Raw genomic sequence first — 21,963 nt, forward strand, 5'->3', positions numbered from 1 at the left:
GCGGTCGCGCGTTGCGCGACCGGGACCCGCTGCGCGTGTCCTGCGTCCGGGCTTCGCCCGGTCGCGGCCGGCGCTTCGCGCTCGGCCTGGCCGCTCTCCGCTTCGCTCCGGCGGCCCGAGGTGCCTGAGGCGGGATCACATGTTCAGCTGGTGTTGTGGCTGAGGCTGGTCCGGCCTGGCGGCCGGAGCTGACTGGGGACGGGGGTGGCCGCCCTGGTGAGGTGACGGGCCGTCGGATAGTGACGGTGGGTCACTATCCGACGGGGATCGGGGTGGGCCTGTCTCCGGTGGTCATGGAGTGTGCGGCCCGCCCCGATGTCTGCGTGTCTCACTTATTTTGTCACGCGATCCCGTCTGGTTCGAGGTCCTCGTCTGGGTGTGGTGGTAGCCGGGTCGGGATCTGCTGCATGCTCTACGGAATTCCGGTCCGGTTAGGTTCAGAATTCACTGCTGCTGAATCCCGCGAGGCATGGGTTCCGTCTTTCTGGGGGCGGTCTGGGATTTTCTGGTGCGGAGTTTCGACGGGACGGTCTCATCGCGGAGCGGATGGTCCCCGGCGAATAGCTCACCGCGGTGGTCGTGCGGCGCTACGCTGCGTTCGCAGGGGCGGGGACGGGGTCCTCGGCGGTGTGCTTGGGGGTGCGAGTGAGTACCGGGAGTTCGGCGGCACAGCACGGCGACGGCGAGCAGGAACCCGGACAGGACGGGGCAGCCGCACCCGGTTCCGGGGCCGCCCCGCACGCCAGCAGGGACCTCTCGGTTTCTGCGGACCACGGTTCGGCCGCTGTGGGGGGCGATGTCCACGGGAACGTGACGGTCAACAACTACGCCGCTCCGGCCGCCCTCCCGATGCCGATCCGGCCCGTCCGGGTCGGTGCCCTGCCACCACTCGCCACCGCGTTCCAGCCCCGCGCCGAGCTACGGGAGAAGATCGACCGAGCCCGAGAGCGGCACGGCACCGTGGTCCTCACCCAGGTCCTCGCCGGCGGTGGAGGCGTCGGCAAATCCCAGCTCGCCGCCTCCTACGCCCACCGGGCGCACGGTGAGGGTGTGGGCGTGCTGGTGTGGGTCGATGCCGCCGACGCCTCACGCATCATCACCGCCTACGCCCAGGCCGCCGAGAAGGTCGGGGCCACCGGTGTGAGCGGCGAGGACGCCGAGGCCGACGCCCACGCGTTCCTCGACTGGCTGGCCGTCACCGACCGGACCTGGCTGGTCGTCCTAGACGACCTCACCGACATCGAGAACACCGGCCCGTGGTGGCCCCGCACTCCCGCAGCCGGCGGGACCGGCCGGGTGCTGGCAACCACCCGCCGCCGCGGCGCCTACCTGTCCGGCGCCGGCCGCGCCCTCATCGAGATCGGCCTCTACACGGACGACGAAGCACTTGACTACCTCCGGGAGCGGCTCGCCGAGGCCGGGGCGGAACACCTCCTCGACAACCGCGCGGGTGCCTTGGTGGACGCGCTCGGGCGGCTGCCGCTCGCGTTGGCCCGCGCCGCCGCCTACATGATCAACGAAGACGTTACGAGCGGCGAGTAATCTCCGCCGGTTCACCGACCGCGATCAGGTCCGCCGGCTGGACACCCTCATGCCAACGGTCGCGGACGCCGACGGCTACGGCCGCCAGGTCACCGCCTCCCTGCTACTGGCTCTCGACGCCGCCCAACTGCACGAACCCGTCGGCCTTGCCACACCGGCGATCCGGCTCGCCGCCCTCCTCGACCCCGCCGGCTACCCCCACCAGCTCTGGACCACCGACGCCGTCACCGACTACCTCACCAACCACCGCACCCCGCCCTCCCCCGGAACCCCCGAACCGGCCCCGGTCACGCCCGACCAGACCCTCGCTGCCCTCCGCCTCCTCCACCAGTACGGCCTCCTCACCAGCAACACCCACCACGGCCACCGAGCCGTACGCATTCACGCCCTCACCGCCCGCGCAACCCGCGAAACCACCCCCGAGGACGAGCACCCCACCATCGTCCGCACTGCCGCAGACGCCCTGTTGGACGCCTGGCCCGAACACACCCACGAAGCCCCCGACCTCACCGCCGTCCTACGCACCAACACCGACACCCTCCACGCCCACGCCGGCGACCTCCTCTGGCAACCCGACGGCCACCCCGTCCTCTACACCGCCGGGAGCAGCCTGAACGACGCCGGCCTCTACACCACCGCCATCGCCCACTGGCACCACATGGTCACCCACGCCGAACGCCTCCTCGGCGACCATCACCCCGACACCCTCACCGCCCGCAACAACCTCGCCACCTCCTACTGGCAGGCCGGGCGTACTGAGGAGGCCATCGCCATCGAGGAGCAGGTGGTCGCCGACCGCGAACACATCCTCGGCGACCAACACCCCCACACCCTCAACGCCCGCAACAACCTCACCAGCTTCTACCGGCAGGCCGGGCACACTGCCGACGCTATCGACCTGCTAGAGCGGGTGGTCGCCCACAGCGAACGCCTCCTCGGCGACCAACACCCCGGCACCCTCACCGCCCGCGTGGGCCTCGCCTACTCCTACTGGCAGGCGGGCCGAACCGAAGAGGCCATCGCCATCGAGGAGCAGGTGGTCGCCGACCGCGAACGCATCCTCGGCGACCAACACCCCGACACCCTCGCCGCCCGCAGCAACCTCGCCACCTCCTACTGGCAGGCCGGGCGTACTGAGGAGGCCATCGCCATCGAGGAGCAGGTGGTCGCCGACCGCGAACACATCCTCGGCGACCAACACCCCCACACCCTCAACGCCCGCAACAACCTCACCAGCTTCTACCGGCAGGCGGGACGGGACGGAGGGGCGTGAGCAGGCACTAGGGACACCGGGGATGGTCCCGGCATCGGCGTGGCGCAGGTTGGCTGTGCTGAGTGTGGGGTGTCCTTGGACATGAAAACGTCAGTGGGCTGGACACCGGAACAGCCCGCCCCGGCGCCACCAGGTCACCCCCGGTTCCACACCCCGCTCGAACGCCGGCTCTCCGCCTGACCGCCCCCTTGACCGCACACCCTCACAGCCCCTCTCATGGAAGGACGGCGGGGAGGTGGTCACGGTGGCCGACGGACCGAATGGCGGACGCGACGTATCGGGAACGGTGATGGCCGTGGTGCTGGCGGTGATCGTGCTTGGCCTGATGCTCTTGGGGGGGACCGCGAAGGACCCGCCCGGCCCGTCCGGCTGCATGGCCTCCTGCGACTTGCACTGAGCCTGTGCCTCTCGCCCCTCGGCGATGGCCCTTTTGAGCACCCCCTGGGGGACTGTCCCCGCATAGGCGAGCGCCAGGTAGACCCGAGGAGCGTGTTGCCGCACGGCTGGTCCTCGTGACCGTCACTTCTCGTGCCTCAGATCGCCGATCACTGACATCTCACGTCGCGACCCACTGACGTTCTGACGTCGTCCGACACCTGCTGCTCGGCCGTGCCGCCGGCTTTCACCACCACCGCCGCGGCCGCCGCCAGGCGGTCGCAGGAGAAGAGGCCGAGCGCCGGTGAGCGGCCCGTCCCGGAGACCGACCCGGCCCCACCCACCACCACCCATCCCACCCACAGAGCAGGCCGGGGCCCAGGAGAGGTATGTCGGCCCGGTGAGTTCTCCGGAAACTTGGTCTGAGCTGCGGCGATGCGTGCCTCCGCTGGATCGGTCCGAACGCTAAACGAGCAGCCAAACGAGTGGGTAGACGAGCAGCTAAACGAGCACCCAAGCGAGCAGCTAAACGAGAGTCGCCCGGCTCGCCGTAGGGCCGGTGGCGGGGCCGCGCCCGCGTCACGGCGAGCCGGGCGGCCGGCCGACTCAGGCGTAACGGAGGACCAGGCGGCGCAGGCAGCGGGCCCGTTCGCCGCGGACCTCGCGCAGGCGTGCCGTTCCGGCGCCCGCGACCAGGCGCCCCATGTAACGCTCGGCGTACTCGTCGCGTATGGCGTGTGCGCCGGGGCCGACTCCGTCCACGACACCGATCGGCTGCGGCACGGCGCGATGGGCCGGCTGTTCGGCGGGGTGCGCGCGCTTCCACGCTGGGCACTTTCCTGCGTACGTTCACGCACGGGCACAACCGCCAACTCCACGCGGTGCACCGGGACTTCCTCGCCCGTCTCACGCGAGACAGCCCGCTGCTGCCCGGCTGGGCAGGGTGGCGCTCGTGGACATCGACCCCACCCACCGCTGTGTCTACGGGCGCGCCGAGCAGGGCGCCGAGGTCGGCCGGTTCAAGGGCGTGCGCACGCTGCACCCGATCCTGGCCACCCTCGGCACCCCGCTGGCCCGCCCGGTGATCGCGGCGGTGAGGCTGCGGCGGGGCAAGGCTGCCGATGGTCAGCACGATCGGCGAGGACACCTGGACGCCGATCCGCTACCCCGAGGCGTTCGCGGACCCGGACACCGGCGGGCTGGTCTCCGACACGGAGGTCGCCGAGACCGGCTACACGGCGTTCGGGACGGCGACTGGTAGCGGCATCTCGGTGGCGTAGGTCTGGTTCCTGTAGGTGCGGCGGATCGGGCACCGGCTGCAGTAGGCCGGCGCTACGCTCCATCGACAGGGCGGACGGGTTGGGGTGTCCGCGGCGTGCGGGGGTGGGGACACGGGTGGCTACCGACAGCTCGGCAGGGTGGGGCGGGCAGGACGAGCACAGGCCTGACACCCCGTCAGGAACCGGCCACGGACAGCGCGGTGGCGATCCGGCCGGACCGGTCCCGGGTCCTGTTCCCGGTGTGCGGGTCGTCGGGGACGCCACGATCTCGGCGGACAACGGCTCGGTCGCGACGGGCAACATCCACGGACCGGTGACGATCAACAACAACTACCCGCTGCCGACCGCGGTGCCGGTGCGGCAGCCGGTCCGAGTGGGAGTGGTGCCGCCACTCGCGTCCGCGTTCCAGGTCCGCGAGGAACTGCAGGCGACCATCGACCGGGCCCGGGAGCGGCATGGCACCGTGGTCCTCACCCAGGTGCTGTCCGGCGGCGGAGGCGTCGGCAAGTCCCAGCTCGCCGCCTCCTACGCCCACCGTGCCCACGCGGAGGGCGTGGACGTGCTGGTGTGGGTGGACGCCGCCGAGACCTCCCGGATCACCACCGCCTACGCCCAGGCCGCCCAGAAGGTCGGGGCACCGAACACGGGCGGCGAGGACGCCGAGGCCGACGCGCACGCGTTCCTGGCCTGGCTGTCCGTCACCAACCGGACCTGGCTGGTCGTCCTCGACGACCTCACCGACCTCGAAGGCACCAACCCTTGGTGGCCCCGCCCACCCGCCGACGGCGGAAGCGGCCGGGTCCTGGCCACCACCCGCCGCCGCGGCGCATACCTGTCCGGCGCCGGCCGCGCACTCATCGACATCGGCCTCTACACGGAGGACGAAGCCCTCGACTACCTCCGCGAGCGCCTCGCCGAGGCCGGGACGGACCACCTCCTCGACGACCGCGCCGGCGACCTGGTCGAGGCGCTCGGCCTGCTGCCGCTCGCGTTGGCCCACGCCGCCGCCTACATGATCAACGAAGACATCACGAGCGGCGTGTACCTCCGCCGGTTCACCGACCGCGACGAGGCCCAGCGTCTGGACGCCCTCATGCCCGCGGGCGCGGACGGCGACGGCTACGGCCGACAGGTCACGGCCTCCCTGCTACTCGCCCTCGAAGCCGCCCAACTCCGCGAACCCGTCGGCCTCGCCATTCCCGCGATCCGCCTCGCAGCCCTCCTCGACCCCGCCGGCCACCCCCACCAGCTCTGGACCACCACCGCCGTCGCCGCGCACCTCGCCAACCACCGAACACCACGCGCCGCGGCGGCCCCCGAACCAGCCTCGGTCGCCCCCGGCCAGGCCCTGGCCGTGTTACGCCTGCTCCACCAGTACGGCCTGCTTACCAGCGACACCCGCGACGGCCACCGCCGGGCGCGGGTACACGCCCTCACCGCCCGCGCCGCCCGCGAAACCACCCCCCAGGCCGACCACCCCGCAGCCGTCCGTGCGACCGCTGACGCCCTTGTGGAGATTTGGCCACAGCAGAACCACACCGCATCCGACCTCACTGCGGTCCTGCGCGCAAACACCGACACCCTGGCTGCCCACGCAGGCGACCTCCTCTGGCAGCCCGCCGGCCACCCGGTCCTCTACAAGGCCGGCGCCAGCCTGAACGACGCCGGTCTCTACACCGCTGCCGTCGACCACTGGCACGGCCTCATCGCCGATGCCGAACGCGTCCTCGGCGACAAACACCCCGACACCCTCACTGCCCGCCACAACCTCTCCAGCTCCTACCTTCAGGCGGGCCGACCTGAAGAGGCCATCGCCATCGAGGAGCGGGTGGTCGCCGACCGCGAACGCCTCCTCGGCGACCAGCACCCCGACACCCTCACCGCCCACGCCAACCTCGCTATCTCTTACGCGGATGCGGGCCGTACCGCGGAGGCCATCGCCCTGCTGGAGCGGGTGCTCGCCGACCGCGAACGCGTCCTCGGCGACCAGCACCCCGACACCCTCACCGCCCACGCCAACCTCGCCGCCTCATACCGGCAGGCGGGGCGGGGTGGAGGGGCCTGAGCAGCTACCAGGGCCGGGTGCAGTCCCGGCGCCGGCGCGGCTCCGGTTGGCTGTGCGGTGATCGGGGCGGTAGCGGGCGCGTAGCGTGGCGGGGTGACGATCGCGGTGGTGGGTGAGCTGGTGCGGGGCCGGGAGTTGGGGCCGGTGCGGTTGCGGGCGCATCAGGAGGAGGCGGTCGCGGCGGTCGTGCGAGGGCTGACGCTCCGTCCGGGTCAGGTCACCCCTGGCGGTCTGCGGGTGACGGTGCAGATGGCCACGGGGACCGGGAAGTCGTTCGTGGGGGCGGTGGCCGCGCAGCGGCTGGCGCCGCACGGGGCGGTGTTGGTGGTGGTGCCGACGCTGGATCTGCTGGTGCAGATGGCGGCGTCGTGGCGGGAGGCCGGCCGCAAGGGGGCGGTGGCGGCGGTGTGCTCGCTGGTGGACTCGGAGCTGCCGTCCGGGATGCCGGCGTCCACGCACCCGCTGGTGATCGGCCGGTGGATGGCGGAGCGGCGGGGCCCGTTGACGCTGTTCGCGACGTACGCGTCGGCGGGGGCCGTCGCGGACGCGTATGCGGCGTGGGCGGAGGTGAAGGGCGAGGCGCTGGCGGCGGTGGACCTGATGGTCTGTGACGAGGCGCACCGCTCGTCGGGTTCGGCGGAGAAGCGCTGGACGCTGGTGCACCACCAGAGCGAGATCCCGGCCGCGCGGCGGTTGTACATGACGGCGACGCCGCGGATCTGGATGCCGCCGAAGAGTCGTGTGAGGGGCCGTGAGGGGGCGTATCAGCCGTTGACGGAGGAGTTGGCCGTCTCGATGGACGATCAGCGTCTGTTCGGGCGTCAGGTGTTCACGCTGGGGCTGGCGGAGGCCGTCGACAAGGAGCTGCTGGCGCCGTTCGAGATCGTGGTGCTGGAGCTGCGCGACCCGCTCTCCGACCGCAAAGCCGCGAGGCAGCAGCCGGTGCCGTGGGGGCCGGGTGCCGGTGAGGCGAAGGACGGGTCGCAGGACGCGGTGCCGGTGGAGCGGATCGCCGCGATCCAGGCCGGCCTGTTGAAGACCGCGGCCGAGCTCGGCCTGGAGCGCACCATCACCTTTCACACCCGGACGCTGGAGGCCCAGTACTTCTCCGAGACCTTGAACCAGACCGCCGAGCGCCTCCATCTCGAAAACCCCGGGGCATACCCGGCGGAGGTGTGGTCGCAGTGGCTGTCCGGGGAGCATCCGGTGGACTACCGGAAGGACATCCTGAGCGATTTCGGGAGGACCGCGGCGGACGACGGTCTGACGTATCGGGTGATGGCGAATTGCCGGGTCCTCGGCGAGGGCGTTGATCTGCCGGGATGTGACTCCATTCTTCTCCAGGGCCGGGGAAGCATGGTCGATATCGTCCAGGCCGTCGGCCGAGCGCTGCGCATGAAGCCCGGCGAGGGGAAGTTGGCGCGGATCATCGTGCCGGTCTTCCTGCGCGAGGGCGAGGAACCCGGAGACATTCTGGAGTCGGACAGCTATGGCCCGCTCGTTCGCATCTTGGCGGCGCTGCGCAGTCACGACGCGCGGGTGGTCGAGGCCCTCGCGGTGCCGCAGAACGGCGGTCGCCGGACTCACGGGCGCAGCGCGGAGTGGGCTTCCGCGCCTGGTGAGGGCGCTGAAGGGGGCGCGGGTGGTGGTGTGGCGGGGGCGTTCACCCTGCCGGTGCGGTTCCAGAGCGAGGTGAGTGCGGACGTCCTCGCCCTGTTCGTGGCCACGCGGGTGCTGACGGGTGAGAACGCGTATTGGCGGGAGGCGATCGGGCATTGTCAGAAGTGGTTCGAGGAACACGGATCGCTCGACGTCCCGTATGCGCAGATGGTTGGTGAGCAGGGGAACTATCCGCTGGGCAAGTGGTTGTCGGACAGGCGTTCCGACCGGGCGAACGGCGACCTGCCGGACTACCGGGTGGAGCAGCTCGACGGCATGGGGATGGTGTGGTCGGTGTCCGACGCCCGGTTCGAGGCCGGGTTGTCGTGGGCGCGGGTGTGGGCGGCCGAGCACGGGGGGTCGTTGGCGGCGCCGGCGCGGGCGTCGATCGGCGGCTACCAGCTCGGCACCTGGTTGGTGTCGCTGCGTACCGCGGCGGAGGTGCCGGCGGGCGAGCCGGGGGCCCTCTCACCGGAGCGGCGGCGGGCGTTGGAGGAGATCGACCCGTGGTGGTGCCCGGCCTGGCCGATCACCTGGCAGCGCGCCTACGCCGCGGCCCGGGCCTGGTGGCTGGAGTGGGACGGCGAGGTGGACTGGGCACACCTGCCCGAGTCCACGGTGTTCGAGGGGGAGCAGCTCGGGCGGTGGGTGCTGGCGCAACGGGCCGGCCACCCGGGGCTGGTGGAGGAGCAGCAGGAGCTGCTCGCGGCGATCGGGATCGAGGCGGAGCCCGAGCTGGTGGCTGCTGCGGCGGTGAAGGCGGAGCGGGCGGCGGCGCGGCCCCGGATCTCGCAGGCCGACCGGTTCGCCCACGGGGTCGCGGCGCTCGCCCAGTTCGTGCAGCGGGAGGGCCATGCGCGGCCGAGGCGCACCCACCGCGAGCGGCTGGAACTGGTGTCGACCGGGCCGGGTGGAGAGGACCAGGTGCAGATGGTCGACGTGGGCCTGGGGGCGTGGCTGACGAACACCAAGAGCCGGCGAGAGAAGCTGACCGCGGGTCAGCTCGCGCAGCTTGCCGAGCACGGCGTGGAGTGGGCGTGAAACGGGATGGAGGACGTAGTGGGCGAGGGTGAGCTGTGGGGGCATCGACTGCCACAGCGATCACCTCCTCCCGGAGCTATGGGAGGCCACCCTCGATTGGCGGATCAGCCACGACTGGTGCATCAAGACTGCCCCGGCGGCGGCCGAACAGCAGCAGCTGTTCGGCCTGCCAGATCTCGACCGACGGGCTGCAGGCGTCGCGCAGCAGCTCGACCTTCACCACCGGCTCGGCGTCGCGCAGCAGCTCGACCTTCACCACCGGCTCGGCGTCGCGCAGCAGCTCGACAGAGCCGGTCTGCGCTGGTCAGAGACCCCTCTTGGGGTGAACCGAACGGCCTGATCGAACACGCCGTCAGCTGGTGCCGTTTCAGTTTTGGCTGGTCAGAGGCTCGTTAGGCTGAACAGGGGGCGCGCTACTACATCTGGTGCTTCCAGCTCGGGCCGTCACTACATGTATGCTCGACTCGCTGTCGACGCAGGGGAATCCGGTTCGAGTCCGGAACTGCCCCGCAACGGTGATCGGGCGAGTTGCCCGAGGAGTCCGAGGACCTGCCGACGGTGTGCCACCCGGAATCTCCGGTGTGGCAGTGCAACAGCCTGTGCGGCCTTCAGACGTGCCCGTTTCTGCGGGCCCGCTTCCTCCTGACCGCGGGTGCCGGTCCGCCGGTGCCAGGCCGAGTGCTGCCCTCGCCGGCGGCTCCTCCCGGTTCGCCGGGTGCCGTGGTACCGCTCCAAGCGGCGGTGCGGCAGCGCGCACCACCGTGCCGTCGCCCAACCTGGAGTGCGCAAAAACAATTGAATGGAGCAGTCCTGTATGGGCGCTAAGACGAACCCGGACTCCGGGCCGACTCCGATGACGCGTCAGCAGGGTTCTCCCGACGACAAGTTGATCCGCAGCACCAACCTGCTCACCTCCACCACCTTCGTCAACGCGGTCACCACCGTGGCGTTGGTGTGGGCGACGATCGTGTTGGTGCAGGCGACCAACGAGTTGCAGGCCACGACGGCCGACCTGGTGACGATCACCCGGTGCGAGTCGTACCAGGCGCAGCATCGCGTTGAAGCCTCCTCGGAGGCGGCGGTCGGGTCGGCCACGGGCAGCAACCCGTGCACCGACCCGACTCGGATCAAGCAGTAGCCCAAGGAAGTTGCAGCTTCCGGCGGCTACGTGACGGAGAACCACCGAAGGTAGGTGATGCCCACTTGGCGAGCGTCGTAGGGCCGTACTCATGGAGATGGGGGCGGCCCTGCGGCGTTTCTGCGCGCCGTGTTCCTGTTCCTGATTCCTCAACTCCGCGCGCCGTACACAACCCGCGCATGCGCTGGCCAACCGTGTCATCGGCATCACGGTATTTGGAGTCTAACAGCGGCGGACAGTGAAGCTGTCGTCGGCCTGTGGTGTCAAGCTCTTCGAACTGCGTTGCCAGTGACGGCAGCCACGGATCACCTGTTGTTGGTTCGGGCGCGTTGGCCTGGTCGGCAGGGTCGGCTTCCGCGGCTTGTGGGCCAGGAGTGGACGGCGTACAACGCGCCGCCGGTCAGCGCCCTCCAGCGGCGAACACCGCCAACGCGGAGTCGTGTGGGTCCTCAGTAGAGGCGCGGACCGCCGCGAGGACCAGGCGCAGCAGGGCGCCTTCCTCGTGCTGGTCGAGGTCGATGCGGGCCTGGCCGTGGGCGCGGCGGACGAGGGCGGTCAGCGTCTCACGGTCGGCTGCCGCTCGGGTCGTTCAGGGGCTGCTGGAGGACCGGGGAGAGTGCCTGTCGGGCCCAGGCCGCGACGGCGGTTTCGTCCGCACCGGGGATCCACCACTGACCGTCCCTGTCATCGGCCAGGTCGGCGAGGACGGACTCCAGGGCCTCGAACTCGCGGCCCGGCCGGGGCCCGCCGGCGCGCTGCAGGGCGTCGGCGAACGCGCCGAGCAGTGCAAGGTCGGCGGTGGCGACCTCGACCTCGACCAGGTGCACGAGCTCGCGGCCGTCGGCGCCGGCCAGCACCGGTACCCCGGGCAGGTAGTCCTCCCTCTCGTCCACCAGCTCCGGCGTGCCCTCCGGCAGCGCGTCCAGCACCCGGTAGTACGCGGCGGCGACGTCCTCGATCGGCGCGCCCGGGATGGGCACGCCCTCGTCGCCGGAGACGAACGGGTTCGGGCGCAGCGTCAGCAGCAGCGGTTCCTCCAGCCGGTAGAGGGCGTCCAGGACGTCCGGCACGACGGGCAGCAACAGGCGGGTGGCGGCGGCGTGCCGGGCGGTGGGGTGCGGGAGGGGTTGGCCCTGGTCGTCGACGACGTGGCGGGTGGCCCCGACCACGGCGAGCCAGCCTTCGGTGCCGGGGATGCCGTACTCGGTCCAGCCGACCGTCCAGCCGTCGCGGACGACGATCGCCAGGTGCTCCTGGTCGTCCCGGCCGCGCATCTCCCAGCCGTCGCCGAGCTCGGTCGGCTCGGTGGCGTAGGTGTGCGGGCCCAGTCCTCGCCGGGCCGGCGGGACGAGGGTGCTGATCGGCTGCCGGGCGGTCGGGGAGACGGCCGCCGCGGGCCTTGTTTCTCCGCGCGGAGGTATCGGGGTCGCGCTGCCGCCGGCCTGATTACCTCCGCGCGGAGGAGTGAGGCCGGCTCCGGCGGGCAGGCCGCCGACCGGTTCGGCGGGCCGATGCGGCCGCTCGGCGGGCGAGCGCGGGACGGCGGGCCCGTCACCTCCTCGCGGAGCTATTCGGCCGTCGGCGGCGTCGGTGCCGCCGTCGCCATTACCTCCGCGCGGAGGAGCAAGGGCGGGTGCGGCCGGGGTGGCGGGCGCCTGCTCCCGGCCGGGCACCTGGGCGGCCGGAGTCCGGTCGCGGCGCTCGTAGACCATCTCCCAGCGCACGACGTGACCGGTGCGGACCATGCGGCCGGTGACGGCGGCGAGGCTGTCCTCCAGGCGGCGCAGCGCGGTGTTGCCGCGCTCGTCGTCGCTGGTCCCGGCGGCGGTGGCGTCGATCTGCTCCAGGAACCGGGCGGCGATCCGGTGCACGGAGTCGGCGAGGTCGAGCAGCTCCTGGCGGCGCCCGGGGCCGGCTCCGTCTCCGGCGCCCCGTCATTACCTCCGCGAGGAGGAACAAGGGCGGCGGCGAGGACGTCCTGCTGTTTCTCGGCGACGGACCGGCGGTACGCCTTGGACTCGCACGCCCGGTTGCAGCTCCGCTTCGGCCGGCCCCGTCCGGTGTGCGGCGGCAGCTCCTTGCCGCACCCCCGGCACGTACGGCCCGAGCCGTCCTCACTCCTCCGCACGGAGGTATCCGTGTCCATGATCGCCATGGTAGGGCCGGGCACGGACGCCCCCGTCCCGCACGCCTCGCAACACCGCCCCGCAAGCACCGCGCAGCCGCCACGCAACCGTCCGCACTCCCGCACAACGGCTACGCAAGGCGATGCGGGAGGGGTACGAGAAGTGCGGGAAGTGCGCCAGCTGCGAGGAGTGCGATGGCCGGATACGGGCGCGACCGGCCGGTCCGGGCCGACGTTGAACCCGGCGTGAACGACTTCGACACCGCGGTGCTCACCGGCCCGTTCCAGCAGACCGCTCCGTACGAGCTCGACGACCTCGAGGAGGCGGCGTTGAGGCGGGCCCGCAAGGCCGGCACCGCCGCAGCCGGCTGGGTGCACGCCCTGGCCGACCGGCAGACCGACGCCTCGCACGCTGGCGCGCTGCGCCGGGCTGCCGAAGCGATCGAGGAGGCCAGCAGCACTGCGATCGTGCCGGGCGGCGACGGCGATGCGCAGGGCCAGGTGCGCTACCGCCTGGCACCGAGCGCGCTGGTCAGCCCGCACCCCCACGAGACCCGGGACGAGGAGACCCTGCCCGACCTGACCGCCGCCGAACGCCTCGCACTGATCGCGGTGTGCGCACTCTCCGCCGACATGCCCACCACGGTCATCGGGTACTTCCCGTCCGAGCTGACCGCGCTCACCGTCGCGCTGGAGGCCGCGGTCGCCGCCACGACAGAGGGCGGAACGGGCCGACACAGGTGAGCAGGGGTGGTCATGGGCGGCAGCATCGCCGTCGTGACAGGGCCGATCAGATGCTCGGAGAGACATATCCGACTGCTTCAATGGCATCGAGCGTCGTGGACAGGTCACAGCCTGGGTCCGTGCTGCTGGCGTCTGTCGCATACAGCACGCTCAGTCCGGCGCATCCGCGCGAGCGGTCATACCGCTCGCGTATCGCACCTGACATCTCGGGGTTGAGTGAATGCCGCGATTGCAGCAGGAGGACCATGGCGTTGATTTCGCGGAGGCCCCACGAATCGCCGTGGGCGCGCCACGCGGCGGTGATCTCGGCGGTGCTCAATTGCTTGTCGGCAGCGTCCGATCCGGCCCGGGCGAGCAGTAGCAGGCCGAAGAAGCCCATGTCTGTGCTCTTGTCGAAATCGTCGATGGTGACCGCGGGGTATTTCATCCGCAGGGTGCCCAGAATCTCAGCAGCGTCGACGTAGGTTTCGACGTCGTCCTGGCCGATGTGCCTTGGCAGTGCGGAGACGGCCTTGCTGACAGCCGACTGGTCCACATGGCACGCGCGAATTTCGCAGAGCGTCGCGGTTGCGGCGAGGTAGTCGATGGGGTCCGTGCCCGGGTTGACTGATGCCAGCGCTTTGGACACTGCGGTCTCGTTCGCTGGGTTGGTGCCGTGGCCGAGCCGCTGCTCGATCGTCGTCGCGAAGTAGGTGGGGAGCAGTCCACCCGACAGGGTGGACTTGCCGCGGGCGAGGCCGCGGCTGTCCAGGTCGGACTGTGCGACGGCCGACAAGGCTGTCAGGCGGCTTGCGTCATTGCCTAGGGCCAACCATGTCTGTGTCAGCTGGTAGCGCTGGAGTGACGTGCTCTGGCCTGGTCGGTCGATGTAGGGCGCCAGTGCGGTGGTCAGCTGCCTTCTGGTCTCGTCCGACGGTTTGCCGGCGCAGGTGGCGCCGTAGGTGTCGGCGAGTGCCGTGATGTCCTTCAGCCCGGTTGTCGGGTGCGAGGCCATCCAGTTGTCTGCGTACGCGGCGACGCTGGGCGGGGTGGGTGCCGGGAGGGAGCTGAACGTCTTGGCCAGGTTGCATGCCTGGACCGGGTACTGGATCTGGGTTGCCTGCGTCAGCAGCCAGTGGTCGGCGAGCTCTGCGTCGTGAGCGGGAAGGTGCAGCCCTGATCCGGCGAGTACCTGCAGGGCAGCCTGTGTCTCGGCGGTCTCTCCCGCCGTGTCGGCGGGCTTGTCGCCCGGCTCGGAGAAGTATCCCGCTTCGGTGAACATCGGCAGCACGGACTGTGCGTTGAGCAGGCCGGACGTCTTGCCGGTCGCCTGCTCGGCCATGGAGATGAACCATGGCCCCCAGACCGGATGTTGACGAGCGAAGTCACTGAAGGCGGTGGCCCCGGCCGGGGTTTTCCACGGGTCGGGCACAGGCTTGCCGGCCATTTTGAGCGTCAGCTCGTCGTATACCGTGTCGGTGACGCTCGCGGAGGAGTGTACGGTCGCGAATGTCTGCGCGGAGACGTAGAGCCCGTTGCCGCCCACCAGATCCGAGAGCGGCGAAGCTTCCGGGGGCGGCGGAGCCTTGGCCGCGCCACAACCGGCCAAGAGAAGGGCTCCAACGAGGGCCGCGAACGGTTTCCGCATTCTTGATGGCATGGTTGAGATCCCTCCCTGTCGTTCAGACGAGGGGGTGCCGCCGGTTCCGGCGGCACCCCCTCATAGCGGGTTAGAAGCTGGCGTTGGCGTAGTACCAGCCGCCCTGCGACGGGACGTACGCCTCGCCCCGCGCCACGCCGGTGAGGGACCCGGCAGTCGTGTTGATGCACGCGGCGCCGCCCATGTCGGAGCGCCAGTCGTAGCTGTTGTGGTAGGAGTCCGTCACGCTGGTGTCGACAGTGCCGCCACTGCGGGTCATGCCGCGCCAGGAGATGACGGGGTGGTAGCCATACGCGTCGAGCGTCGTGGTGTTGTTGATGTTCTGGGCGTAGAAGGGGTTGTTCCCGTACAGGTGCACGTTCGACTGCACGGTCGCGCACGACGTGCCGCCCTGGCCGGACCAGCCACCCGCACTGATCGAGGTCTCGAGGTAGTCCCCTCCCGGAAGGTACGTGTCGCTGGTCGACGCGCTGGCGGAGCCGGCGCCCATCAGGGTGCCGGCGGCCAGGGCCAGGCCGGCGATGGTGGCCCCGAAGATCTTGCGCATGACTGTTCTCACTCTCTGTGACTGCGGCATCGGTGTCCGCGTGGGAATGGGGGTGCGAGTCCGGACGATCACACGCAGCCGGGCGCCCGCCCGATCGGCGTGATCAGCGCACTGCTGCGTACGGCCGGGTCAACCGCTCCCACCTGCGACAGCGGGGTCTGTGAGCGGTTCGCTCCGGCCTTGGCCTCCACCAGAATGGGCGAGTCGGCCGACCGCGAGCCACAGTTCGGGACACCCCTGGACAGGCTCGGACACCCGGTGACCGCGGTGACCCGGTCCGCGCACCCGGCGACAGACCTGCCGCGTCGCCCGGCAGCCGAGCCGACCGACGCCCCTACGCCCAGCGTGCTGCCGTGCGCCGGTTCAGCGAACAGTCCCAGGGCCATGCGACGGCGGCGCGATCCTCAACAGGACGTGGCGGGTACCGGCTTCACGGTGCAGCACCGCGAGCGCCCCGTCGGGGAGGAACAGCACCTGCCCGTCGAGCAACCGCAGGACGGGACGCTGCACTCCGTTGGGCCCGCCGGCGACCGTGATCTGAACAGTGCTGCTACCGGCGCCCTGGACGAGAAGGAGATCGCCTTCTTCAGCGGCCAGCGCCACAGGCACGTCGGCTTCGCCTTGCCCGGCGACGGGAAGCTCCGTCACGTCCTGGCCCGCAAGGACCGCCAGTCGCCGCGCCAGGCGCGACCCGAAGTCCTGTCCGGGGCTGGCTGCGCCATCGATCTGCGGGTCGTGTTCCGGCCACAGCACCGCCGGCCCGCCGCCGCTGCGTTCGCGGATGAAGGCCGCCAGTTCCGCCGCGTACCCGCTCGGATGAGCGCCCTGTGGTCCCCAGTCCATGTCGTGCCCTTTCAACCGAAAGTCCGTCAACTGCGGCTTTCATCGTCGGCGGGACCGCACGGGCCGGAACAGTCAGGTCTTTCCGGTCCCTGGCGGGCCACCGCGTGGGCACGGCGCTTTCGCTCGGCAGCGCACGGACTCCACATCTGTGACTGCCTGTCACTGAGCTGCTGTGACGGTCCGTCAGTGAGGAGGAGCGCCCGCTACTCGACGATCAACCCGGCCTTGGCGGCAGCCACACCGGCCTGGAAACGACTCTCCGCGTCGAGCCGCTGCATGATGTCGGCGATGTGTCGGCGGGCCGTGCGCAGCGACATTCCGAGGCGTCGGGCGATGGTCTCGTCCTTGAGCCCCGCGGCGAGCAGTTCGACGATGGTGCTGTCGATCTCCTGGGCCACCTGCTCCAGGCCTTCCGATGCGGCGATCGTGAAAGGGCGGGCGCGGGTCCAGGTCTGCTCGAAGATGTCACAGAGGTAGGCGACGAGCCACTCCTGACGGACCGCCACTGCCCCCCAGGACCCGTCGCTGGCGGGGATGAAGGCCAGGGCGCGGTCGAACACGATGAGGCGCCCGAAGAGCTCATGGCTGGTGCGGTACTGGCCGCCGAGGCGCGACGCCGCTTCGACGTAGGCCTGGCTGGGACCGTTGAACCGGGCCGTGTGGTGGTAGAGCGTGCGCATGGCCACCCCGCGGCGCAGCAGCACCTCGTCGCGGGCCAGCGCCTCCTGCATCGCCTCCGGGACACGGCTCCCGCCGCCGGGCTGGCTGGCCAGGACCTCGGTTCGGCAGGTGTCGGCCGCGTGGTTGAGGGCCGCACGGACCTCGGAGAGAGTGGGGATCACCTCGATCCCGGCGCCGGTCCCCTGCTGGGCGCCGTGGTAGTGCGGCAGGAAGCCGGACAGCAGCGCACGACCCCGGGCTATCCGCTCCTCCTCCTGGCGGATCCGGGCCTGGCCCGGTGCGGCCATCGCCGCCATCGCCGCCTCCGGCGCCACCGCATAGCCTTCGCCCGGCGGGGAGGGAAAGGTGTGCACCAGGCACAGGGCGCGCAGCCGCTCCACCGACTCCCCGACGGCCTGCTCCGTCATGTCCAACGCCGCGGCGATGGACGCGAGGTCGACCCGCCGGTTCGCCAGGACCCATCGGTAGACCTGCGCGTCAGCCGGCTCCGTGAACAGATCTTGCGGGTGATTGTCCATGTTCGTCCCCCGGTCCCTTTGATGCCACGCAACTTGATGACGTGCAGGACTCATAGCCCCGCGCTGGCCGCGTCATCGAGACTTATCGCACAACGACAGCAACTCCCGTTTGTCGACCAGCCCTTGAGTCCCCCGGAGGACCCCGTGAATCACATCCGCCCCACCGCCAAGCTGCTTGTCGCGGGCCTCGCCCCCGCCCTGCTGGCCGCGGCCGCGGTCCTCGGCCTGGGCACCCCGACCACCCCACACGCCCAGGGGCCCGTCGTCGCGCCATTGCAGATCATTGCCCCCCACGACACCTCGTGGGGCGGATGCGGCGCACAGTGCAACCAGCAGCCCTGACCGACCGAGGACGACCAACCCGCCCCTAGGTCCTGACGCGCCGGAAGGAGAGCACCGTGCCCGCGTCAACGCCCCCACCGCCACTGTCCCCCCGTGAGATCGAAGTCCTCGGACACCTTGCCCAGGGCCTCACCTACAGCACCATCGCCCGGCGCCTACAGCTCAGCCCGCACACCGTGGAAACCTACCTTCGCCGCATACGCGCCAAAACCGGTTCCGCCAATCGCGCCCAGCTCGCCCTGCTCACCGTCACCCTCCGCCCCCGGCCGGGCCAGCCGTCCCCGGACGTCCCGGAGCCGACCGCCCAGAACGCACAGCCTCGAAGGGAGGCGCGGGGAGGGGCCGGTTCGCCCACCGGACACCCGGATGCGCCCGGAACGGGTGCGGGCACAGGGCGGCCCTCCACACCCCCGGACCCCTCGGCTGCCACGACACCGGGCGAGTTCGTCCAGCACCTTCGACAGCTCAAAGCGTGGAGCGGAGAGCCCTCCCTACGGCGGCTCGAGAAGACAACGGGCCTGCCGCGCAGCACCCTGGCTCAGGCACTGGACACCCGCCGCGACAGCCTCCCGCCCCTGGAACGCGTCACCGCGATCGTGTCGGCCTGCGGAGTCCCCCAACGAACCGTCGACCTCTGGAAGGACGCCTGGAGAAGGATCCGCATGCAGCACTGCCTGGTGCCCGACCACCTGCCGGCGACAGCTCGCGAGGCCAGGTCCGGCCGTTCCGTTGCGGGCCATCCGTAGCCACGTTGGAGCAGGCCGCGGCGTGGTCGACGATCTCTCGTGCGTGCGGAGCCGTGTCCCTACAAGCCCTAACGGCCCGGAGAAACTCCGCGTCCAGCACCACGCACAGCACCAACAGCGAAGGCCCGGATGGGACATCCGGGCCTCTTCTGCCATCAGCCAACGGCGCGGAGCCGGGATCGGCCGGCCTTCGGAACCGGGCCTCTGATGGTCCCTCCCCCACGTGTCGGCCGCACTGACTGGCCCCATCCGCTGCCGCACCGCCCTCAACCAACTCACGAGTTGTGACGTCAGTTGTTCACGGGTTTGGGAGTCACCCAGAACCACGGATGGGTGATGTTCACGAGTTTCGGCGTCACCGGGGTACTTGCCAGGCCAGCATCGGGAGTGCTCCTGGTGAAAGGCCCTGGTCATGCCGCAGATGTCGAAGGTCGAGCTGTACGCCGCGATCCGGCGTGACCACCGCGGCGGCATGAAGCTGCGGGAGATCGCGCGCAAGTACAACGTGTCGTGGCGGACGATCAGGAAGGCCGTGGACTCGGTCTGGCCGGAGCCACGGAAGAAGCTCCCGCCCCGGGCGACCGCGCTGGACCCGTACAAGGCGGTGGTCGACGGGATTCTGCGGGCCGACCTGGACGCGCCGCGCAAGCAGCGGCACACGGTCACCCGGATCTTCCACCGCCTGCTCGAGGAGCACGGTGCCGAGGTCTCTTACCAGCAGGTCCGTCGCTACGTCGCCGACCGCAAGCCGCAGATCCTGGTGGAGTCGGGCAAGGCCCCGATCGAGGCGTTCGTCCCACAGACGCACCAGCCCGGGATGGAGGCCGAGGTCGACTTCGGCGACGTGACGGTGAAGCTCTCCGGCGAGCTGGTGATTTGCTACCTGTTCTCCTTCCGCCTGTCCTACTCGGGCAAGGCTGTCCACCGGGTCTTCGCGTCCTGCGGGCAGGAGGCGTTCTTCGAGGGTCACGTCCACGCGCTGCGGACACTGGGCGGCGTCCCGCGGAGCAAGGTCCGCTACGACAACCTGAAGGCCGCCGTCGCCCGAGTGCTGGGGCTGAGCCGGGCCCGGATCGAGGCCGATCGGTGGATCGCCTTCAAGTCGCACTTCGGGATCGAGAGCTTCTACTGCCGGCCCGGCATCGAGGGCGCCCACGAGAAAGGCGGCGTCGAAGGGCAGATCGGTTACTTCCGCCGCAACCACTTCGTCCCGGTGCCGGAGGTCGAGTCGCTGGCGGAGCTGAACGAACTGGTCGAGCAGTGGGACCGGCATGACGGGCGGCGGCGGATCGGGGCCAGGGCGAGGACGGTCGACGAGTACTTCGAGGACGAGCGAGCGCGGCTACTGCCACTGCCAGAGGACCCGTTTGAGACTGGGCGGGTGTTCACCCCGCGCGTCGACCGCTACGGGCAGATCGTGGTCCGCACCAACCGCTACTCGGTGCCGGTCCGCCTGATCGGCAAGCGGGTCCGGGTGCTGCTGCACGCCTCCCACTTGGTGGTCTACGACAGGAACATCGAGGTCGCCCGGCACGAGCGGCTGATCGCCAAGGGTGGCTGCCGACTGGAGCTGGACCACTACCTGGAAGCCCTGGTCCGCAAGCCCGGCGCCTTCCCCGGCGCGACCGCGCTCGACCAGGCCCGCTCCGCCGGGAAGTTCACCCCGGTCCACGACGCCTGGTGGGCCGCGGCGGTCAGGGCCCACGGCGACGCCGAGGGCACCCGGGCACTGATCGAGGTGCTGCTGCTGGGCCGCCATCTCGCGCACGAGCACATCGTCGCGGGCCTGGCCACAGCGTTGCGGGCCGGGGCGTTGACCGCGGACGCGGTCGCCCTGGAGGCCCGCAAGGCCGCCCAGACCGAGGACGAACCCGCCGCGGATGTCCCCGCACCGAGGCCGCCGGTTGCCGGGCTGGGAGGGGCGAGTGTGACGTTCCTGCACGAGTGGAAGCTCAACCACCTTCCGCCGGACACCAGGCCGCTTCCCTCGGTGACCCACTACGACCAGTTGCTCCGACACCGCCGCGCCGGCGGCGGTGACCTGCGAGAGGGAGAAGCGCCATGACCGCCATGCTGCCCCGCCAGCGGAACCTGACCGAGCAGGCCGCGACCACGGCCATCGACACCGCCTGCAGGCTGCTGCGGCTGCCGTCGATCCGCAACGAGTTCGCCGATATCGCCGACCGGGCAGCCAAGGACCAGATGACCTACCGCGGCTTCCTCGCCGAGCTGTTGATGGCCGAGTGCGACGACCGGGCCCGGCGCCGCTCGGAGCGGCGGATCAAGGCCGCCGGCTTCCCCCGCGACAAGTCGCTGCGGACCTTCGACTTCGACGCCAACCCCAACATCGACCCCGCCGTGATCAACACCCTCGCCAGCTGCGAGTGGATCAAGAAGAGCCAGCCACTCTGCCTGATCGGTGACTCCGGCACCGGCAAGTCCCACATGCTCATCGCCCTGGGCACCGAGGCCGCCATGCAGGGCTACCGCGTCCGCTACACGCTGGCCACCAAGCTGGTGAACGAGCTGGTGGAGGCCGCCGACGAGAAGCAGCTGAACAAGACGATCGCGCGCTACGGCCGTGTCGACCTGCTCTGCATCGACGAGCTCGGCTACATGGAACTCGACCGCCACGGCGCCGAACTGCTCTTCCAGGTCCTCACCGAGCGCGAGGAGAAGAACAGCGTCGCCATCGCCTCCAACGAGTCCTTCGGCGGTTGGACGAAGACCTTCACCGACCCCCGGCTCTGCGCGGCCATCGTTGACCGCCTGACCTTCAACGGCACCATCATCGAGACCGGCACCGACTCCTACCGACTCGCCTCAACCCGGGCGCGGACCGAAGCACCCGCCAAGACCGGCTGACCGCGGGGGCACCAACCCGAGGCCCTCCGCCCTTCGGGCGGAGGGCCGTCCCCGTTGATGACGATCCGCAAAATGGCTCTGCTTGGATCCACGTGAGTGATCATGGTGGCGGCTGGCGGCAGGTTATGCCGCCGGGAATGATGAGCCTGGGGGACCGGTCAGTCGGAAGCTTCCAGGCATACGCGAGGGCGAGTGCGACGCACCTGGCGTCCTGGTGGTCATAGCCGGTCGCTGCACGGACTTCGTCGATCGCCGCCTCCCAGCTCCTCTGCCGGATGAGTTCGCGGGCGCGTTCCTGCGTCGGGCGCGGCACTGGCAGCCGAAGAGCCCGCACGACGTCGAGGTCCCAGCCTTGCCGTCTTGCGCGCCACGATCGCAGCCGTGCTCCCATCAACCAGTTCACACATGCCCCCGGTGCTCCAAAGCGGGCGGCCCGCTTCAGTTGTGCCCGATGAGGATACGGATTCAGGGGAGGCTGACGAAAGCCTGGCGAGGCCGGGGGCACCAGGTTGAGGTCCTGGCGAAGGAATCCGGCGAGCC

19 protein-coding genes and 1 riboswitch are annotated in these 21,963 nt (G+C 70.7%); of the genes, 12 read left to right on the top strand and 7 right to left on the bottom strand.

Annotated features, from left to right (window positions below; all coding sequences use genetic code 11):
- Positions 1-810 precede the first annotated feature (810 nt).
- The 3 genes from AB0K51_RS31430 (at position 811) to AB0K51_RS31440 (ending at position 3,212) form a co-directional block, all read left to right on the top strand.
- Positions 811-1,542, top strand: a complete 732-nt coding sequence (locus tag AB0K51_RS31430) for an NB-ARC domain-containing protein (protein ID WP_363461079.1) — start codon at positions 811-813, stop codon at positions 1,540-1,542.
- Positions 1,543-1,591: 49 nt separating this feature from the next.
- Complete coding sequence (locus AB0K51_RS31435) at positions 1,592-2,815, top strand: tetratricopeptide repeat protein (RefSeq protein WP_363461081.1); 1,224 nt, start codon at positions 1,592-1,594, stop codon at positions 2,813-2,815.
- A 235-nt stretch (positions 2,816-3,050) separates the two neighbouring features.
- Positions 3,051-3,212 carry a hypothetical protein gene (locus AB0K51_RS31440; protein ID WP_209415702.1) on the top strand — a complete coding sequence of 54 codons (162 nt, stop codon included), beginning with the start codon at positions 3,051-3,053 and terminating at the stop codon, positions 3,210-3,212.
- A gap of 584 nt (positions 3,213-3,796) precedes the next feature.
- Here the strand turns inward: AB0K51_RS31440 and AB0K51_RS31445 are convergent.
- Positions 3,797-3,973: a hypothetical protein gene (locus AB0K51_RS31445; RefSeq protein WP_363461083.1), complete on the bottom strand. Its 177-nt coding sequence runs from the start codon at positions 3,971-3,973 to the stop codon at positions 3,797-3,799.
- 338 nt (positions 3,974-4,311) lie between these two features.
- Here AB0K51_RS31445 and AB0K51_RS31450 point away from each other — a divergent pair, with 338 nt between their 5' ends.
- The 3 genes from AB0K51_RS31450 to AB0K51_RS31460 all read left to right on the top strand — a co-directional run bounded on the left by AB0K51_RS31450 (position 4,312) and on the right by AB0K51_RS31460 (position 9,235).
- A complete protein-coding gene (locus AB0K51_RS31450; RefSeq protein WP_363461085.1) occupies positions 4,312-4,470 on the top strand; it encodes a hypothetical protein in 159 nt (52 codons plus the stop codon).
- Positions 4,471-4,711: 241 nt separating this feature from the next.
- Positions 4,712-6,535, top strand: coding sequence for a tetratricopeptide repeat protein (locus tag AB0K51_RS31455; RefSeq protein WP_363461087.1), 1,824 nt, complete (start codon positions 4,712-4,714; stop codon positions 6,533-6,535).
- A gap of 93 nt (positions 6,536-6,628) precedes the next feature.
- Positions 6,629-9,235 (top strand): Helicase associated domain protein, encoded by a 2,607-nt coding sequence (locus AB0K51_RS31460; RefSeq protein WP_363461088.1) that lies wholly within the window; start codon positions 6,629-6,631, stop codon positions 9,233-9,235.
- A 76-nt stretch (positions 9,236-9,311) separates the two neighbouring features.
- On the opposite strand, the gene AB0K51_RS31465 is transcribed toward AB0K51_RS31460, so the two are convergent.
- Positions 9,312-9,494: a hypothetical protein gene (locus tag AB0K51_RS31465; RefSeq protein WP_363461090.1), complete on the bottom strand. Its 183-nt coding sequence runs from the start codon at positions 9,492-9,494 to the stop codon at positions 9,312-9,314.
- A 184-nt stretch (positions 9,495-9,678) separates the two neighbouring features.
- Positions 9,679-9,807: riboswitch (cobalamin riboswitch) on the top strand.
- Positions 9,808-10,049: 242 nt separating this feature from the next.
- Here AB0K51_RS31465 and AB0K51_RS31470 point away from each other — a divergent pair.
- Entirely contained in the window at positions 10,050-10,373 is a 324-nt protein-coding gene (locus AB0K51_RS31470) for a hypothetical protein (protein ID WP_363461092.1), read from the top strand.
- Between the two features lie 563 nt (positions 10,374-10,936).
- On the opposite strand, the gene AB0K51_RS31475 is transcribed toward AB0K51_RS31470, so the two are convergent.
- The gene (locus AB0K51_RS31475) at positions 10,937-12,244 is read right to left on the bottom strand and encodes a hypothetical protein (protein WP_363461094.1); all 1,308 of its coding nucleotides are present in this window, start codon (positions 12,242-12,244) and stop codon (positions 10,937-10,939) included.
- Between the two features lie 449 nt (positions 12,245-12,693).
- Between AB0K51_RS31475 and AB0K51_RS31480 the strand changes: the two genes are divergently transcribed.
- Positions 12,694-13,242: a hypothetical protein gene (locus AB0K51_RS31480; protein ID WP_363461096.1), complete on the top strand. Its 549-nt coding sequence runs from the start codon at positions 12,694-12,696 to the stop codon at positions 13,240-13,242.
- A gap of 46 nt (positions 13,243-13,288) precedes the next feature.
- On the opposite strand, the gene AB0K51_RS31485 is transcribed toward AB0K51_RS31480, so the two are convergent.
- The 4 genes from AB0K51_RS31485 to AB0K51_RS31500 form a co-directional block, all read right to left on the bottom strand.
- Positions 13,289-14,869 (bottom strand): hypothetical protein, encoded by a 1,581-nt coding sequence (locus AB0K51_RS31485; protein WP_363461098.1) that lies wholly within the window; start codon positions 14,867-14,869, stop codon positions 13,289-13,291.
- A gap of 82 nt (positions 14,870-14,951) precedes the next feature.
- Entirely contained in the window at positions 14,952-15,428 is a 477-nt protein-coding gene (locus AB0K51_RS31490; protein WP_363461100.1) for a hypothetical protein, read from the bottom strand.
- Between the two features lie 363 nt (positions 15,429-15,791).
- Positions 15,792-16,286 (bottom strand): hypothetical protein, encoded by a 495-nt coding sequence (locus AB0K51_RS31495; RefSeq protein ID WP_363461102.1) that lies wholly within the window; start codon positions 16,284-16,286, stop codon positions 15,792-15,794.
- A gap of 188 nt (positions 16,287-16,474) precedes the next feature.
- Complete coding sequence (locus AB0K51_RS31500) at positions 16,475-17,470, bottom strand: helix-turn-helix transcriptional regulator (protein ID WP_363461104.1); 996 nt, start codon at positions 17,468-17,470, stop codon at positions 16,475-16,477.
- A gap of 144 nt (positions 17,471-17,614) precedes the next feature.
- On the opposite strand from AB0K51_RS31500, the gene AB0K51_RS31505 reads away from it, so the two are divergent.
- The 4 genes from AB0K51_RS31505 to istB all read left to right on the top strand — a co-directional run bounded on the left by AB0K51_RS31505 (position 17,615) and on the right by istB (position 21,423).
- Positions 17,615-17,812 (top strand): hypothetical protein, encoded by a 198-nt coding sequence (locus tag AB0K51_RS31505; protein WP_363461106.1) that lies wholly within the window; start codon positions 17,615-17,617, stop codon positions 17,810-17,812.
- A gap of 56 nt (positions 17,813-17,868) precedes the next feature.
- Positions 17,869-18,558, top strand: coding sequence for a helix-turn-helix transcriptional regulator (locus tag AB0K51_RS31510; RefSeq protein WP_363461108.1), 690 nt, complete (start codon positions 17,869-17,871; stop codon positions 18,556-18,558).
- A 421-nt stretch (positions 18,559-18,979) separates the two neighbouring features.
- The gene (gene istA, locus AB0K51_RS31515; RefSeq protein ID WP_363461120.1) at positions 18,980-20,623 is read left to right on the top strand and encodes an IS21 family transposase; all 1,644 of its coding nucleotides are present in this window, start codon (positions 18,980-18,982) and stop codon (positions 20,621-20,623) included.
- 5 nt (positions 20,624-20,628) lie between these two features.
- Entirely contained in the window at positions 20,629-21,423 is a 795-nt protein-coding gene (istB, locus tag AB0K51_RS31520; protein WP_363461122.1) for an IS21-like element helper ATPase IstB, read from the top strand.
- Positions 21,424-21,963 lie beyond the last annotated feature (540 nt).

The sequence above is a fragment of the Kitasatospora sp. NPDC049285 genome, assembly GCF_040678815.1.
Classification (GTDB): Bacteria; Actinomycetota; Actinomycetes; order Streptomycetales; family Streptomycetaceae; genus Kitasatospora.